This is a genomic window from Thioclava sp. IC9 (assembly GCF_002213225.1).
GTDB classification, from domain to species: domain Bacteria; phylum Pseudomonadota; class Alphaproteobacteria; order Rhodobacterales; family Rhodobacteraceae; genus Thioclava; species Thioclava nitratireducens.
Genome location: NZ_NBNX01000004.1, coordinates 356,839 through 371,748, shown reverse-complemented (window position 1 = coordinate 371,748; position 14,910 = coordinate 356,839). Strand labels below are relative to the sequence as shown.

Here is a 14,910-nt window from a genome sequence, read left to right as displayed (position 1 = left end):
GCGAAACGGTGGCGCGTTCGCTCTGACGCCGCGTTTGACGTGACAAGCCTAGCCTTGCGCCGCAGAGTGCGGGCCAAATCAGGGAGGGTTACATGAGCCAATATCCGCATATCTTCACGCCGCTCGATCTGGGCCACGTGACGCTGCCGAACCGCGTGCTGATGGGCTCGATGCACACCAATCTCGAAGAGCGCGGCGACTGGAATGCGGTGGCCGAGTTCTATGCCGAACGCGCGCGCGGCGGTGTCGCGCTGATGGTGACGGGCGGAATGGCCCCTAATAACGAAGGTGGCGTCTTTCCCGGCGCGGCGGGGCTGTTCACCCCCGAGGACATCGCGCATCACAAGATCATCACCGACCGCGTTCACGAAGCGGGCGGCCGCATCGCGATGCAAATCCTGCACGCCGGGCGCTATGCCTATGGCCCCGATTGCGTGGCGCCCTCTGCGATCAAGTCCCCGATCTCGCCTTTCCCGCCGAAAGAGCTCGACGAAGCCGGGATCGAGAAGCAGGTCGCCGACATCGCCACCGCCGCCGCACGCGCCCGCGAGGCGGGTTATGACGGCGTCGAGGTGATGGGCTCCGAGGGCTATTTCCTCAACCAGTTCCTCGTACGCCACACCAACAAGCGCGAAGACGGTTGGGGCGGCTCGTTCGAGAACCGGATGCGCCTGCCCGTCGAAGTGGTCAAGCGCGTGCGCGAAGCGGTCGGCCCCGATTTCATCGTGATCTTCCGCATCTCGCTGATCGACCTGATCCCCGACGGCTCGACTTGGGAAGAGGTCGTCACCCTCGCGAAAGCCGTCGAGGCAGCGGGCGCCACGATGCTCAACACCGGCATCGGCTGGCACGAGGCGCGGGTGCCGACCATCGTGACATCGGTGCCGCGGGCGGCCTTCACCTGGCTCACCGGGCGGCTCAAGCCCGAGGTCTCGATCCCGGTCATCACGTCCAATCGCATCAACACGCCTGAAGTCGCCGAAGAGGTGCTGGGCGACGGCTGCGCCGACATGGTGTCGATGGCGCGCCCCTTCCTCGCCGATGCAGATTTCGTGGTGAAGGCGAAAGAGGGCCGCGCCGCCGAGATCGCACCCTGCATCGCCTGCAATCAGGCCTGTCTGGACCACACCTTCCAGGGCAAGGTCTCGAGCTGCCTCGTGAATCCGCGCGCCGCGCATGAGACCGAGATCGTCATCACCAAGACCGAGGCGCCGAAATCCATCGCCGTCGTCGGCGCGGGCCCGGCGGGCCTGTCTGCCGCGATCACCGCGGCCGAGCGTGGCCATGCCGTGACCCTGTTCGACCGCGCCTCGGAGCTCGGCGGGCAGCTGACCATGGCGCGCGCGATCCCCGGCAAGGAGGAATTCCACGGGCTCACCGACTGGTTCAAGACCATGATCGAGAAGACCGGCGTGACGGTGAAGCTGGAGACCGAGGCCACGCCCGATCTCCTCGCCCCCTTCGACGAGATCATCATCGCAACCGGCGTGCAGCCGCGCGACCCCGAAATCCCGACCGAGGGCGGGCAGGTCGTCAGCTATATCGACATCCTCAAGGGCCGCGTCACCGCCGGCAAGCGCGTCGCGGTGATCGGCGCGGGCGGCATCGGATTCGACGTGGCCGAATTCCTGACGGTGACCGAAAGCCCGACGCTGGATCTGGAAGAGTGGAAGCGCGAATGGGGCGTCGGCGATCCGGCGCAGACGCCGGGCGGGTTGACGAAGCCCGAGCCCGAAGCCCCAGCCCGCGAAGTGACGCTACTGCAGCGCAAGAAGGAAAAGCTCGGCCGCCGCCTCGGCAAGACCACGGGCTGGGTTCACCGCGCGGCGCTGCATATGAAGGACGTGAAAATGATCGGCGGCGTGAATTACGAGAAGATCACCGCCGAGGGGCTGCATGTCACTTTCGGTGAGGCGCGCGAGAACCCGACGCTGATCGAGGCCGATACGGTGGTGCTATGCGCAGGCCAACTCTCGGACCGCTCGCTGGCCGATCAGCTGATCGCGGCGGGTCGCAGCCCGCATGTGATCGGCGGCGCGGATGTGGCGGCGGAACTCGACGCGAAACGCGCCATCGATCAGGGCACCCGGCTCGCCGCCGCGCTCTGATCAACTCTTCGGATTGGAAGAAATATCCCGGGGGGCTCGCATCGCGAGCGGGGGCAGAGCCCCCTCCGTCTTCAAATCTGTCGCCGTCCGGCGACCGGGGGGCAGAGCCCGCTCCCGGCCTCAGCTTGATCGCCACGCCCCGCCATCTGCGCCAAAGCGGCTCGCCAGATCGGCGACCAGCGCCATGTCCACCGCATCCAGCGGCCCCTCATGGCGCGGGCGGAAGCGCAGGCGGAAGGCTGGCAGGATCGTCGCGAGCGGCGCTTCCGGGTAGCCAAGGCTCGACGCCAGAGCGAGGAAGCTCTCGGGATCGACCGCGGGCGCAGCAGCGCCCCGCTCCGGCCAGATCGCCAGGCCCTGCCGCGCGAGGCGCTGCCAGTCGAAGCGCGGGCCCGGGTCGATCTTGCGCTCGGGCGCGAAATCCGAATGGCCAATGACGTTCTCGGGTGCAATTGCCCAGCGGCGCATGATCTGCGGAAGCAGCTCTTCCAGCGCGGCCATCAGCGGCTCGGGGAACGGACGATCGCCCTCGTTATCCAGTTCGATCCCGATCGAGCGCGAATTCACATCGCCCAGCCCCTGCCAGCTTCCCAAGCCCGCATGCCAAGCGCGCATCTCCTCTGGGACGAGCTGCTCGACCGAGCCATCACGCCCGATCAGCCAATGCGCGGAGACCTCCGCCTCGGGCAGGCAGAGGCGCGTCCGTGCGGCCTCGCAGGACCACATCGCGGTGTAATGGATAATGATCAGTTCCGGCACCGCCCCCTCGCGGCGCGGGCCGTAATTGGGCGAGGGCCAGTCGGCGCTCACTGACGCGCGGTCTGGAACGGCGTCGGATCCCAGTCGCAGGCGAAACCGTCGCCATCGGGATCGAGGTTCATCCGGTCTTTCTGCGGCCCGCCTGCGGAGAGGAAGGCGCGTTGCGCCTGATCGGCAGAGACGTATTTCGCGCAGGCCTTGCTCGACGAGGTCAGCTTGATGCCCGAGCGCTTGTAGACCGAGTCGCCCGGACGGTTGGACACCGACAGCGCATAGGCAGCGAGGTTCGGCCCCGAGCTGTCCTGATTGCTGATCGTGTTCTGCGCGGGCGCGCTGCTCGACGCGGTGGTGTCGAAGTTCGGCGAGCTGGCCATGGTGCTGGAACCGGCAGTGCTGTTCGACGCGTCGGTCTCCTGCAGCGCGGCCATCGCATCTGCCCCGATCGCGGCGCCGCTATTGTCGCTGCTGTCGGAGCTGGAGGTCGAAGGATTGTCGCCGATGGTGCCGCCCGCATCGATGGTCGGTGCGGAAAGCGCGTTGGTCGTGCCGGGCGTCGCCGTGCCGGTTGCGTTCAGCGGCGCGCCGGGCGCATCGGGGTTGGTCGAGCCGTTGTCGGTCGGCAGGACGCTTTGTGCCGAGGGCGGCACGATGGGCTGGCCGCGCAGTTCGGCCTCGCGACGGGCTTCGGGGCCGCTGTCGGGAATAGAAGAGATACAGCCCGAGAGGGCCAGAACGCCGCCGAGGATCGCGAGTGCCTGTTTCATGTTACCACCATTTCTCCGGTTTGGCCGAGAAGCCCGCGGCCTGTTCGAGGACGTGGGCGTGGTTCAGCAGATCGCCCTCTTCCCAAGGCCGCCCGATGAGTTGCAGCCCCAGCGGAAGGCCCTTGCTGTCCAGCCCGCACGGCACCGAAACGCCGGGAAGGCCTGCAAGGTTCACCGTCACGGTGAACACATCCTGCATATACATCTCGACCGGATCGGCGCCGTCCATCTCGCCCAGACCGAAAGCGGCAGACGGGGTGGCAGGCGTCAGGATCGAATCGATGCCCTGCGCGAAAACTTCTTCGAAGTCGCGCTTGATCAAGGCGCGCACTTTCCGGGCGCGATTGTAATAGGCGTCATAGAAGCCTGCCGACAGCACATAGGTGCCGATCATCACGCGACGCTGCACCTCGGGGCCGAAACCTTCGGCGCGGGTCTTCTCGTACATGTCGACGATGCCCTCGCCTGCCGCGAGCTTGGCGCGGTGGCCGTAGCGCACGCCATCATAGCGCGCGAGGTTCGACGAGGCTTCCGCGGGAGCCACGACGTAATAGGCGGGCAGCGCGTATTTCGTATGGGGCAGCGAGATATCGACGATCTCGGCCCCCGCATCTTTCATCATCGCGATGCCGTCGTCCCAGAGCTTCTGGATCTCGGCGGGCATACCATCGATGCGGTATTCTTTCGGGATACCAATCTTCTTGCCGCGAATGTCGCCGGTCAGCGCGGCCTCGAAATCCGGGACCGGAATATCGGCGGAGGTCGAATCCTTCGGATCGTGCGAGCACATCGTGCCAAGCATGATCGCCGCGTCGCGCACCGATTTGGTCATCGGACCCGCCTGATCAAGCGAAGAGGCGAAGGCCACCACACCCCAGCGAGAGACCCGGCCATAGGTCGGCTTGATGCCGACGATGCCGGTGAAGGCGGCGGGCTGGCGGATCGAGCCGCCGGTATCCGTGCCGGTCGCGGCAAGGCACAGGTCGGCAGCCACAGCCGCGGCCGAACCGCCCGAAGACCCGCCCGGGGTCAGTTTCCGGTCATCGATCTTCCAGGGGTTCACCGCCGGGCCGTAGCAGGCGGTCTCGTTCGACGAGCCCATCGCGAATTCGTCCATCGACAGCTTGCCGAGCATCACCGCGCCCGCGTCCCACAGGTTCTGCGTGACGGTGGATTCGTATTCCGGCTTGAACCCGTCGAGGATGTTCGACGCGGCCTGCGTCGCCACGCCCTTGGTCGCGAAAAGATCCTTGATCCCCAGCGGGATGCCGCACATCGCGGGCGCGTCGCCCGACTTGATGCGCGCATCGGCGGCCTTGGCCTGCTCCAGCGCGATCTCAGGGGTCTTGTGCACGTAGGCATTCAGCGCGCCTGCGCCTTCGATTTCGCCCAGGCAGGCCTCGGTCAGCTCGACCGAAGTCACATCGCCCTTCTTGAGCGCATCGCGCGCGTCGGCAATCGTCAGTTTGTTCAGGCTCATTCGACCACCTTCGGCACGGCAAAGAAGCCCTCGCGGGCATCGGGGGCGTTCTTGAGGATTTTCTCGGGATAACCGCCATCGGTCACCTCGTCGACGCGGCGCTTGAGGCGCATCGGCGTCACGGAGGTCATCGGCTCGACGCCCTCAACGTCGACCTCGTTGAGCTGCTCCATGAAGGTCAGGATGCTGGAGAGTTCCTGCGCGAGCTCGGGCAGATGGTCTTCGGGCACCCGGATCCGGGCCAGATGCGCCACTTTGCGGGCGGTGTCGATATCGATGGACATGTGCTTCTCCGCTTGTCTTGGAAGGCGGTTTAGCCCGAGCCACTGGGGCTTTCAAGCGCCGCGCCCCGGCATCGGCGCGCCCCTGCCCTGTCCCACGCGAATTTGCGCGCTAATCTTGGAACATGCGCAGGGCTTATACGTCACCCTGTCACAACCGAAGTGCCTAACGGAGGAAATCCATATGAAACTCATCTGGCTCGGCCATTCCGGCTTCCGCATCGAAACCGGCGACGCCGTGATCCTGCTCGATCCGTTCCTCACCGGCTCGCCGGTCTTTCCCGACGACAAGCGCGGCGAGGCGATCGAGGGTGGGACGCATCTGCTGCTGACCCACGGCCACGGCGATCACGCTTCGGACGCGGTGCCGATCGCGAAGGAACTGGATATCCCGATCTACTGCATCCACGAGCTGTCGATCATGCTCGGGGCCGAGGGGGCCGAGACGGTCGGTTTCGGCAAAGGCGGCACGGTCGATCTGGGCGGTGTGAAGGTCACGATGGTGAACGCGACCCATTCCGCCTCGGTCGATTACAAGGACGGCAACCCGGCCTATGCGGGCCAGCCCGCGGGCTTCATGATCGAGGCCGAGGGCCACACGATCTACGTCAGCGGCGATACCGACATCATGGCCGACATGGACTGGATGGGTGAACTGCACAATCCCGATATCGGCATCCTCGCGGCGGGCGGCCATTTCACGATGGACATGAAGCGCGCGGCGTGGGCGTCGAAGAAGTATTTCAACTTCAAGACGGTCATCCCCTGCCACTACAAGACCTTCGATGCGCTGGAGCAATCCGCGCAGGCGCTGATCGACGGTCTGCCGGGGGTGGATGTCATCGAACCAGAGATGCTCAAAGCGATCGAAATATAAGCTGCAGCCCGCCGGGCGAGGGCTGGCTTTGCTTGCAGCCTGAAGCCCGGCGCGCTAGCTTCTCGCCCGGATCGGGAGGCCGAATAGATGTCAGACTTACTGTCCTTCAAGGAGATGTGCGAGCGGTTCGACGTGACCCCGCGCACGCTGCGCTATTACGAGTATATCGAGCTTCTCAATCCCCAGAAGGAAGGCCGCTCGCGCTATTACGGCCCGCGCGAAATCGCGCGGATGACGTTGATCCTGCGCGGGCGTCGATTTGGCTTCTCGCTCGAGGAGTTGCGCCAATGGCTGCTGATCTACGATCAGCAAGGCACTGAAGAGCAGAACCGCGTCTGGGTCGAACTGGCCGACCGGCAGCTTGACGTGCTGACGCGACAACGCGAAGAATTGGACGCGGCAATCGACGACCTCCGACAATTGCGTGATCAGGTTCAGGACACTCTTGATTCTTGAGCCTGAAATGCATTCCTTAACGTCAGCGAGGTCGTGTGAACGCCTTGTGAGCTTGACGATTATGGCCAGTTTCGACGAAAGAAACTTGCTTTACCGTACGGTAAAAATTCCCTGACATTACGTCATTGGATTCGTGACGCCACGTTACGGTGACGCGAACGTAAAGAAGTCTTGTATTGTGACTGCGGACAGACGATCTGCCGCGTCGCATTACGCAAAGGAAACGCGAGGCAGAGAGTATGACCGACACAGTAATGACGATCCGCGAGATGTGCGATGCCTTCGAGGTGACCCCGCGCACCCTGCGGTTCTACGAGAGCAAGGAGTTGCTGTTTCCCATTCGCGAGGGACAGAAACGGCTGTTTACGCGGCGCGACCGCGCCCGGCTGAAACTGATCCTGCGCGGCAAACGTTTCGGGTTTTCGCTGGAGGATATCCGCCAGCTGCTGGACCTCTACGAGATGGGCGACAAGCAGAAGACGCAGCTGAACGAGACGATCAAGCTCGCACAGCAACGTCTGGAGGAAATGACGCGCCAACGCGAGGAACTGGGTCAGGCGATCGACGAACTGGCCAGTCAGATCGAGTGGGCGGAGAAGGAACTGGAGAAGGCGCGCCACGACGACGCGGCCTGATCCGCGACGACTAAAGGGAGCGAACCATGTCGAGCTTTATCGCCAACACCAAAGACATGCAGTTTGTGCTGCATGACCTGCTCAGAGTTTCGGATTCGGACGTGCCGGGTTACGAAGAAATGGACCGCGACTTCACCGAGGCCGTTCTCGACGCTGCGGGCAAGGTCTCGTCGGAGGTGCTGGCCCCGCTGAACGAGGTGGGCGACAAGGAAGGCTGCGTGCTCGAAAACGGCGTGGTCCGCACGCCCAAAGGGTTCGACAAGGCGTTCGAGGCGATGAAAGAGGGCGGCTGGACCGCGCTCGACTGCGATCCTGAATTCGGCGGTCAGGGCATGCCCTACCTGCTGAACTGCGCGGTGGGCGAGATGTTCGTCTCGGCCAACATGGCCTTCAACATGTACCAGGGCCTGACCCACGGCGCCTATTCGGCGATCCACACCCACGGCACGGACGAGCAGAAGCAGACCTATCTGCCGAAGATGGTCACCTGCGACTGGACCGGCACGATGAACCTGACGGAGCCCCATTGCGGCACCGATCTGGGTCTCATGCGCACCAAGGCCGAGCCGCAGGATGATGGCTCCTACGCGATCACCGGCACCAAGATCTTCATCTCGGCGGGCGATCATGACCTGTCGGATAACGTGATCCACCTCGTGCTGGCGAAAGCGCCGGGCGGTGGCGAAGGCACCAAGGGTGTGTCGCTCTTCATCGTGCCGAAATTCCTCGTCAACGAGGACGGCTCGCTGGGCGAGCGCAACTCGCTCTCGGTCGGCAAGCTCGAAGAGAAGATGGGCATCCACGGCAACGCGACCTGCGTCATGAACTACGACGGCGCGAAGGGCTGGCTGCTGGGCGATCTCCACAAGGGGATGCGCGCGATGTTCACCATGATGAACGAAGCGCGTCTCGGCGTCGGTCTTCAGGGCTATGCCGTGGCCGAAGCCGCCTATCAGGAAGCCGTGGCTTACGCGAAGGACCGCATTCAGGGTCGCGACGTGACCGGCGTGAAGGCGCCCGAGAAGGCCGCCGATCCGATCATCGTGCACCCGGACGTGCGCCGGATGCTGATGGACCAGAAGAGCTTCGTAGAGGGCGCCCGCGCCTTCACCTTCTGGGGTGCGCATCTGATCGACCGCTCCCATGGGCTCAACGACGCCGAAGCCGAAGGTCTGATCTCGCTGATGACCCCGGTCATCAAGGGCTTCCTTACCGACAAGGGCTTCGAGACCGCCGTCTCCGCGCAGCAGGTCTTCGGTGGCCACGGCTATACCGAAGACTGGCCGATGTCGCAGCATGTGCGCGACGCACGCATCGCGATGATCTACGAGGGCGCCAACGGCATTCAGGCACTCGACCTCGTGGGCCGCAAGCTCGCAGCCGACGGTGGCAAGCACGTCATGGCCTTCTTCGAGATGGTCAAGGCAGAGTGCAAGTCGCATGACGACGATGAGCGGATGAAGCCCTTCACCGATGCGCTGAAGAACGCCTCCAAGCAGCTTCAGACCGCGGGCATGTTCTTCATGCAGAACGGCATGAAAAACCCGAACGCGGCGCTGTCGGGCAGCTATGACTTCATGCACCTGATGGGCCACGTCTGCCTCGGCCTGATGTGGACGCGGATGGCGAAAGCCGCCTTCACCGCGCTCGACAACGGGGCGTCGGACACTGCCTTCTACGAAGGCAAGATCGCGACGGGCCGCTACTACATGGCGCGTCAGCTTCCCGCCTGCGCCATGCATCTGGCGCGGATCGAGAGCGGTGCGGACCCGGTCATGGCGCTGACCGAAGACCAGTTCTGAGACGAACGGATCAAACGAAAATGAACGGCGGGCCTCGGCCCGCCGTTTCAATTTTCGATCACCGCCATGTCAGGCGAAGTGTAGCGCCGGGCGATTGTTTTGCGGCCATGCAGGTCTAACCTCGGAATCTCAACCGAGACACGATTCCCGCCGAGCCCCGCCGCCATGTATCTCAATAACGCAGAAACCCACCGCCGATACGATGCCGCGCTCGCAGAGCTGCGGGCGCGGGGCGTGTTCCGCTCGACCCGTCCTTCCATGGGCGCGCGGGTACTGCATTGGCTGGGCTTCGAGCCGCGCCCGATTCCCTATCTCGACTGGAAGCAGAACCTGCTGATCTTCGGCGCCGGGTTCGCGGTGGCGCAGCTCCTCGTGGATCATCTGCTGAGCGCGACGGAGGGCATGTCCTACGCGCCGCATCTGGTAACGCTGGTGATCTCGGCGCTCGCCTTCGGGGCGCTGATGGCGCTGTGGCAGATCCACCGCAAGAACAAGCTCGGGCTGAGCGATTGGGACGACCTCTAGGCGCGGTCCCGGTGCTTGGCTTCGGAGCACGGGTGGTCTGGCCAGCGCGCAGGTTTCTTCCTAAGCTGCGCGCAACCTGACGCGCCTTCCCGCGCTACATTGCCCCGGAGCCTGAATGCCCAAACGACTGCGCCTGACCCGTCGCTTTCCCGTCGCCATGACCAATGACGCCTATCGCAGCCTCAACCGCTTCGCGCAGGAGGCGGAAATCACGCCCGACGAGGCGCTGACCTTCCTGTTCGAGCATTTCAACTCCGTCACCCACGAGGAAAATCTCAACCACCGCCTGCGGCTGTTCAAGGCCGAGCTTGGCGAGCGCAAAGCCTGATTTCGAAAGGACATCCATGACCCGCCTGTCTCTCGCTTTCGCTGTCGCATCCCTTGCCGTCTCGGCCCTGCCCGCCTTTGCCTTCGACTCCGCCGACCGCAACGCTGTCACGCAGGAGGTCGCGGGCTTCACCAAGGCGGTGGAAGAGAAGGACTACTCGGTTTTCTTCGACACGGTGCCGCCGAAGATGATGCAGGCCATCGCGGATCAGACGGGCGTACCGAAAGAGCAGCTCGAAGAGATCATGCGCAAGCAAATCAACGACGCGATGGCCTCGGTCACGATCGACGAGTTCGAGATGAACACCAACGAAATGAAAACCGGCGAGACGTCTTCGGGCCGGGCCTATGCGCAGATTCCGACATCGACGGTGATGGAGGTGCCCGATATGGGCAAGGTGCGCTCGACCAATACCACGCTGGCGCTGCAGGATGGCGAGGAATGGTATCTCGTGCGCATCGACAGCCCGGCGCAGATCGCGGTATTGCGCAAGGTGTATCCCGATTTCGAAGGAATCGAGTTTCCCAAGGGAACGATGCAGGCGGTGCGCTAACCGCGCCGCTCCTCTCGCTTTTTCCGTGCTTTCCGTTCACGTCCGTTCACCTCTCGCAACGGAACGTCACCCTCTCCCTCGCGTTGGACGCAACGTCGTGATCGAATGACGTTGCGGCGGAATGCCCACGAGGGGCTTACGTTCGCGTCACTTAGGGGCCAGATTGGCATCGTGATCAGGGAGGACCGCAACAAATGGCGGCACAACTTTATTGCTTCGGAGAGTCGGGGAACGCGTACAAGGCGGCGCTGACGATGGAATTGGCGGGCTACGACTGGGAGCCGGTCTATGTCGATTTCTTCAACGGCGAGGCGCGCAGCGCCGAATACCAGGCGCTGAACGAAATGGCCGAGGCGCCCGTCTTCAAAGAGGGCGACCTGACCCTGTCGCAATCCTGCGTCATCCAACTTCACATCGCGGAGCAGACCGGCAAATTCCTCGCCGAGGACCGCAACGAAATGCTGCGCTGGATGTTCTGGGATGCGCAGAAAGGCTCGGGCCAGCAAGGCGGGTTGCGCTTCCTGATGAACTTCCTGCCCGAAGACAAGCGTCCGCAAGAGGCGATCGGCTGGCTGAAGGGCCGCGTGCTGACCGCGATCAAGACGCTGGAGAAACACATGGAGGGTCGCGACTGGGTCGTCGGCGACCAGCCCAGCTTGGCCGATTTCGCCTGCTGCGGCTATCTCTACTACCCCGAGCCCTTTGGGTTCGACCGCAAGGAATTCCCCAATATCGACCGTTGGCTGGATGGCATTGCCGCCCTGCCCGGTTGGAAACACCCCTATGATTTGATGCCCGGCAATCCTTCCGACCGGGCGTGAGGAGGAACCATGACGGAAGCCTATATCTATGACGCAGCCCGCACTCCGCGGGGCAAGGGCCGCAAGGACGGCGCCTTGCACGAGGTCAGCTCGGTCGCGCTGTCCGCGCGGCTGCTTAACGCGGTGGCCGAGCGCAACAACCTCGAAGGCCATGCGGTCGAGGACGTAATCTGGGGCAACGCGACCCAGGTGATGGAGCAGGGCGGCTGCCTTGCGCGCTCGGCGGTGCTTCTGTCGGATCTCGACGAGCGCATCCCGGGCCTGTCGATCAACCGCTTCTGCGCGTCGGGCATGGAAGCCGTGAACCTCGCCGCGAACCAGGTGCGCGGCGGCGCTGGCATGGGATACATCGCAGGCGGCGTCGAGATGATGGGCCGCGTCGCGATGGGCTCGGACGGCGCAGCAATCGCCGTGGACCCGTCGCTCGCGATGAAGACCTATTTCGTCCCGCAGGGCATCTCGGCCGATATCATCGCCACCGAATACGGCTTTAGCCGCGAAGACGTCGACGCGCTCGGCGTGGAATCGCAGCGCCGTGCGGCGGAGGCGATCAAGGAAAACCGCTTCGCAAAATCCATCGTGCCGGTGAAGGACCAGAACGGTTTGATCATTCTCGAGCAGGACGAATTCCCGCGTCCGGGCACGACGATGGAATCGCTCGGCAGCCTGAAGCCGTCCTTCAAGGAAATGGGCGAGGTCATGCCCGGCTTCGACAAGGTCGCGATGCTGAAATACCCGCACCTCGATCACATCAACCACGTCCATCACGCCGGCAACTCCTCGGGCATCGTGGACGGGGCCGCCGCCGTGCTGATCGGCAACAAGGAATTCGGTGAGGCGCATGGCCTCAAGCCGCGCGCGCGCATCCGCGCCACCGCGAAGATCGGCACCGATCCGACGATCATGCTGACCGGCCCGGTGCCCGTGACCGAAAAGATCCTCGCCGATTCGGGCATGTCGATCTCCGACATCGACCTGTTCGAGGTGAACGAGGCGTTTGCTGCGGTCGTGCTGCGCTTCATGCAGGCCTTCCAGGTCGACGCATCGAAGGTCAACGTCAACGGCGGCGCGATCGCGCTTGGCCACCCGCTCGGCGCCACCGGCGCGATCATCATCGGCACGCTGCTGGACGAGCTCGAACGCCGCGACCTGAACACCGGTCTGGCCACGCTCTGCGTTGCGTCCGGCATGGGCGCCGCGACCATCATCGAGCGCGTGTGAGGGAGGAACGAATGGCTGATTTCAAATACGAACTTGGCAGCGACGGCGTTGCCGTCATCACTTGGGACGTGCCCGAGAAGTCGATGAACGTGATGAGCATGGAGGGCTTCGCGCTTCTCGACAGCTTCATCGACAAGGCGCTGGCGGATGACGCCGTGAAGGGTGTCGTCATCACCTCCGGCAAGCCCGATTTCGCGGGCGGCATGGACCTCAACGTCATCGCGCAGATGCGCGAAGGCGGCGCTCAGGCGATCTTCGACGGCGTGATGCAGATGCACCATGTCCTGCGCAAGATCGAGCGCGCCGGCATGGACCCGAAGACCAACAAGGGCGGCAAGCCGATCGCAACCGCGATCCCCGGCACCGCGCTCGGCATCGGTCTGGAACTGCCGCTGTCGACGCACCGCACTTTTGTCGCTGACAACCCGAAGGCCAAGATCGGCCTGCCCGAGATCATGGTCGGCATCTTCCCCGGCGGCGGCGGCACCACCCGTGTCTCGCGCAAGCTCGGTGCGATGGCGGCGGCGCCCTTCCTGCTGGAAGGCAAGCTCTCGGACCCCAAGAAGGCAAAGGCCGCGGGCCTGATCGACGAGGTCGTCGAGGATCCGCTGGCCTCCGCGAAGGAATGGGTGCTGAACGCCAAAGACGCCGATCTGGTCAAACCGTGGGATGCGAAGGGCTTCAAGATGCCCGGCGGCGCACCCTATCACCCGGCGGGCTTCATGACCTTCGTCGGCGCTTCCGCGATGGTGCATGGCAAGACCGCGGGCGTCTATCCGGCGGCCAAGGCGCTGCTCTCGGCGGTCTATGAAGGCGCGCTCGTGCCCTTCGATCAGGCGATCAAGATCGAGGCGCGCTGGTTCACCAACGTTCTGCTGAACCCGTCGTCGACCTCGATGATCCGTTCGCTCTTCATCAACAAGGGCGCGCTGGAGAAGGGCGCGAACCGTCCCGACGTGCCGGACCAGAAGGTCAAGAAGGTCGGCATCCTCGGCGCGGGCATGATGGGCGCAGGCATTGCCTATGTCTCGGCCAAAGCCGGTATCGAGGTCGTGCTGATCGACAACAGCCAGGAGGCCGCCGATCGCGGGAAGTCCTATTCCGAGGGCATCCTCGACAAGGGCATCTCGCGCAAGAAGGTCACCGAAGAGGGCAAGGCCAAGACGCTGGGCCTGATCAACGCGACCACGGATTACGCCGCGCTTGAGGGTTGCGACCTGATCGTGGAAGCCGTGTTCGAAGATCCGGGCGTCAAAGCCGAGGTCACCAAGAAGGCCGAAGCCGTGATTCCGCAGGATGCGATTTTCGCGACCAACACCTCGACCCTGCCGATCACCGAGCTCGCCAAGGCCAGCGCACGCCCCGAGCAGTTCATCGGCATCCACTTCTTCTCGCCCGTCGACAAGATGATGCTGGTGGAGATCATCAAGGGTGCCGAAACCGGTTCGGTGGCCGTGGCCAAGGCGCTCGACTTCGTGCGCCAGATCCGCAAGACGCCGATCGTGGTGAACGACGCGCGCTTCTTCTACGCCAACCGCTGCATCATCCCCTATATCAACGAGGGGATTCGCATGGTGGCCGAAGGGGTGAACCCGACGCTGGTGGAACACGCCGCGACTATGGTCGGCATGCCGCTCGGACCGCTGCAGCTGGTAGACGAGACCTCGATCGACCTCGGCGTGAAGATCGCGAAGGCCACCAAGGCGGCGATGGGCGATGCCTATCCCGATGAGGCGGTCGATGACGTGTTGTTCTGGATGGCCGACGAAGGCCGGATGGGCCGCAAGTCGAACGCGGGCTTCTACGACTATGACGACAAGGGCAAACGCCAAGGCCTGTGGGACGGCCTCGACGCCAAGTTCCCGCGCGCCGACGAGCAGCCCGACGTGCATCACGTGCAGCATCGCCTGCTGATGGCGCAGGTGCTGGAAGCCGTGCGCGCCTTCGAGCAGGGCGTGCTGGAAGACATCCGCGAGGGTGACGTGGGCGCGATCCTCGGCTGGGGCTTCGCCCCGTGGTCGGGTGGCCCGTTCTCGTGGCTCGACATCCTCGGCGCCGGCAAGGCGGTGGAGATCTGCGAGGCGCTCACCGCGCAATACGGTCCGCGCTTCGAAGCCCCCGCCCTGCTGCGCGACATCGCAGCCAAGGGTGACACCTTCTATGGTCGTTTCGGCGACGGTCAGGCCGCGAAAGCCGCCTGATCCGACGGCGCCAGAAAACCAGAACGCCGGGACCGAATGGCCCCGGCGTTTTTCTATGCGCGCGCCTTCCTCTGCGCCGAAGCGTTCGCCTATTCCCGG

Annotated in this window: 15 protein-coding genes; 11 read left to right on the top strand and 4 right to left on the bottom strand. The window is 64.2% G+C overall.

Annotated elements, in window-relative coordinates:
* The first annotated feature begins 92 nt into the window (after nucleotides 1-92).
* A complete protein-coding gene (locus B6V76_RS13230; RefSeq protein WP_088727663.1) occupies nucleotides 93-2,108 on the top strand; it encodes an NADPH-dependent 2,4-dienoyl-CoA reductase in 2,016 nt (671 codons plus the stop codon).
* Nucleotides 2,109-2,228: 120 nt separating this feature from the next.
* Here the strand turns inward: B6V76_RS13230 and B6V76_RS13225 are convergent, their stop codons facing one another.
* From B6V76_RS13225 to gatC, 4 genes are read right to left on the bottom strand one after another with little or no spacing between them, the layout of a single operon-like run.
* Nucleotides 2,229-2,918, bottom strand: coding sequence for an N-acetylmuramoyl-L-alanine amidase (locus B6V76_RS13225; protein WP_075775381.1), 690 nt, complete (start codon nucleotides 2,916-2,918; stop codon nucleotides 2,229-2,231).
* Nucleotides 2,915-3,631: a hypothetical protein gene (locus B6V76_RS13220; RefSeq protein ID WP_088727662.1), complete on the bottom strand. Its 717-nt coding sequence runs from the start codon at nucleotides 3,629-3,631 to the stop codon at nucleotides 2,915-2,917. The genes B6V76_RS13225 and B6V76_RS13220 overlap by 4 nt, the downstream gene beginning before the upstream one ends.
* Before the next feature lies 1 nt (nucleotide 3,632).
* Entirely contained in the window at nucleotides 3,633-5,111 is a 1,479-nt protein-coding gene (gatA, locus tag B6V76_RS13215) for an Asp-tRNA(Asn)/Glu-tRNA(Gln) amidotransferase subunit GatA (RefSeq protein ID WP_075775379.1), read from the bottom strand.
* Entirely contained in the window at nucleotides 5,108-5,395 is a 288-nt protein-coding gene (gene gatC / locus B6V76_RS13210) for an Asp-tRNA(Asn)/Glu-tRNA(Gln) amidotransferase subunit GatC (protein ID WP_075775378.1), read from the bottom strand. Before gatC ends, gatA begins: the two co-directional genes overlap by 4 nt.
* A 181-nt stretch (nucleotides 5,396-5,576) precedes the next feature.
* On the opposite strand from gatC, the gene B6V76_RS13205 reads away from it, so the two are divergent.
* The 10 genes from B6V76_RS13205 to B6V76_RS13160 all read left to right on the top strand — a co-directional run bounded on the left by B6V76_RS13205 (nucleotide 5,577) and on the right by B6V76_RS13160 (nucleotide 14,811).
* A complete protein-coding gene (locus tag B6V76_RS13205; protein WP_088727661.1) occupies nucleotides 5,577-6,269 on the top strand; it encodes a metal-dependent hydrolase in 693 nt (230 codons plus the stop codon).
* Nucleotides 6,270-6,356: 87 nt separating this feature from the next.
* Nucleotides 6,357-6,725, top strand: a complete 369-nt coding sequence (locus tag B6V76_RS13200) for a MerR family DNA-binding transcriptional regulator (RefSeq protein ID WP_075775376.1) — start codon at nucleotides 6,357-6,359, stop codon at nucleotides 6,723-6,725.
* Nucleotides 6,726-6,964: 239 nt separating this feature from the next.
* Nucleotides 6,965-7,360, top strand: a complete 396-nt coding sequence (locus tag B6V76_RS13195; RefSeq protein ID WP_075775375.1) for a MerR family DNA-binding transcriptional regulator — start codon at nucleotides 6,965-6,967, stop codon at nucleotides 7,358-7,360.
* Between the two features lie 26 nt (nucleotides 7,361-7,386).
* Nucleotides 7,387-9,162, top strand: coding sequence for an acyl-CoA dehydrogenase C-terminal domain-containing protein (locus B6V76_RS13190; protein WP_088727660.1), 1,776 nt, complete (start codon nucleotides 7,387-7,389; stop codon nucleotides 9,160-9,162).
* Between the two features lie 165 nt (nucleotides 9,163-9,327).
* The gene (locus B6V76_RS13185; protein WP_075775373.1) at nucleotides 9,328-9,687 is read left to right on the top strand and encodes a DUF6404 family protein; all 360 of its coding nucleotides are present in this window, start codon (nucleotides 9,328-9,330) and stop codon (nucleotides 9,685-9,687) included.
* 115 nt (nucleotides 9,688-9,802) lie between these two features.
* Nucleotides 9,803-10,015, top strand: coding sequence for a hypothetical protein (locus B6V76_RS13180; RefSeq protein ID WP_075775372.1), 213 nt, complete (start codon nucleotides 9,803-9,805; stop codon nucleotides 10,013-10,015).
* 16 nt (nucleotides 10,016-10,031) lie between these two features.
* On the top strand, nucleotides 10,032-10,568 hold the full coding sequence (locus tag B6V76_RS13175; protein WP_088723113.1) for a hypothetical protein: 537 nt from the start codon (nucleotides 10,032-10,034) through the stop codon (nucleotides 10,566-10,568).
* 194 nt (nucleotides 10,569-10,762) lie between these two features.
* The gene (locus tag B6V76_RS13170; protein ID WP_075775370.1) at nucleotides 10,763-11,389 is read left to right on the top strand and encodes a glutathione S-transferase family protein; all 627 of its coding nucleotides are present in this window, start codon (nucleotides 10,763-10,765) and stop codon (nucleotides 11,387-11,389) included.
* 9 nt (nucleotides 11,390-11,398) lie between these two features.
* Nucleotides 11,399-12,610, top strand: a complete 1,212-nt coding sequence (locus tag B6V76_RS13165; RefSeq protein WP_088727659.1) for an acetyl-CoA C-acetyltransferase — start codon at nucleotides 11,399-11,401, stop codon at nucleotides 12,608-12,610.
* An 11-nt stretch (nucleotides 12,611-12,621) separates the two neighbouring features.
* A complete protein-coding gene (locus B6V76_RS13160) occupies nucleotides 12,622-14,811 on the top strand; it encodes a 3-hydroxyacyl-CoA dehydrogenase NAD-binding domain-containing protein (protein WP_088727658.1) in 2,190 nt (729 codons plus the stop codon).
* Nucleotides 14,812-14,910 lie beyond the last annotated feature (99 nt).

Excerpts from the sequence above, each read along its gene's own strand:
- B6V76_RS13205 (WP_088727661.1), top strand. The coding sequence starts at position 5,577 with ATGAAACTCATCTGGCTCGGCCATTCCGGCTTCCGCATCGAAACCGGC.
- B6V76_RS13220 (WP_088727662.1), bottom strand. The coding sequence starts at position 3,631 with ATGAAACAGGCACTCGCGATCCTCGGCGGCGTTCTGGCCCTCTCGGGC.
- B6V76_RS13170 (WP_075775370.1), top strand. The coding sequence starts at position 10,763 with ATGGCGGCACAACTTTATTGCTTCGGAGAGTCGGGGAACGCGTACAAG.
- B6V76_RS13180 (WP_075775372.1), top strand. The coding sequence starts at position 9,803 with ATGCCCAAACGACTGCGCCTGACCCGTCGCTTTCCCGTCGCCATGACC.
- gatC (WP_075775378.1), bottom strand. The coding sequence starts at position 5,395 with ATGTCCATCGATATCGACACCGCCCGCAAAGTGGCGCATCTGGCCCGG.
- B6V76_RS13195 (WP_075775375.1), top strand. The coding sequence starts at position 6,965 with ATGACCGACACAGTAATGACGATCCGCGAGATGTGCGATGCCTTCGAG.
- B6V76_RS13160 (WP_088727658.1), top strand. The coding sequence starts at position 12,622 with ATGGCTGATTTCAAATACGAACTTGGCAGCGACGGCGTTGCCGTCATC.
- B6V76_RS13175 (WP_088723113.1), top strand. The coding sequence starts at position 10,032 with ATGACCCGCCTGTCTCTCGCTTTCGCTGTCGCATCCCTTGCCGTCTCG.
- gatA (WP_075775379.1), bottom strand. The coding sequence starts at position 5,111 with ATGAGCCTGAACAAACTGACGATTGCCGACGCGCGCGATGCGCTCAAG.
- B6V76_RS13230 (WP_088727663.1), top strand. The coding sequence starts at position 93 with ATGAGCCAATATCCGCATATCTTCACGCCGCTCGATCTGGGCCACGTG.
- B6V76_RS13200 (WP_075775376.1), top strand. The coding sequence starts at position 6,357 with ATGTCAGACTTACTGTCCTTCAAGGAGATGTGCGAGCGGTTCGACGTG.
- B6V76_RS13190 (WP_088727660.1), top strand. The coding sequence starts at position 7,387 with ATGTCGAGCTTTATCGCCAACACCAAAGACATGCAGTTTGTGCTGCAT.
- B6V76_RS13165 (WP_088727659.1), top strand. The coding sequence starts at position 11,399 with ATGACGGAAGCCTATATCTATGACGCAGCCCGCACTCCGCGGGGCAAG.
- B6V76_RS13185 (WP_075775373.1), top strand. The coding sequence starts at position 9,328 with ATGTATCTCAATAACGCAGAAACCCACCGCCGATACGATGCCGCGCTC.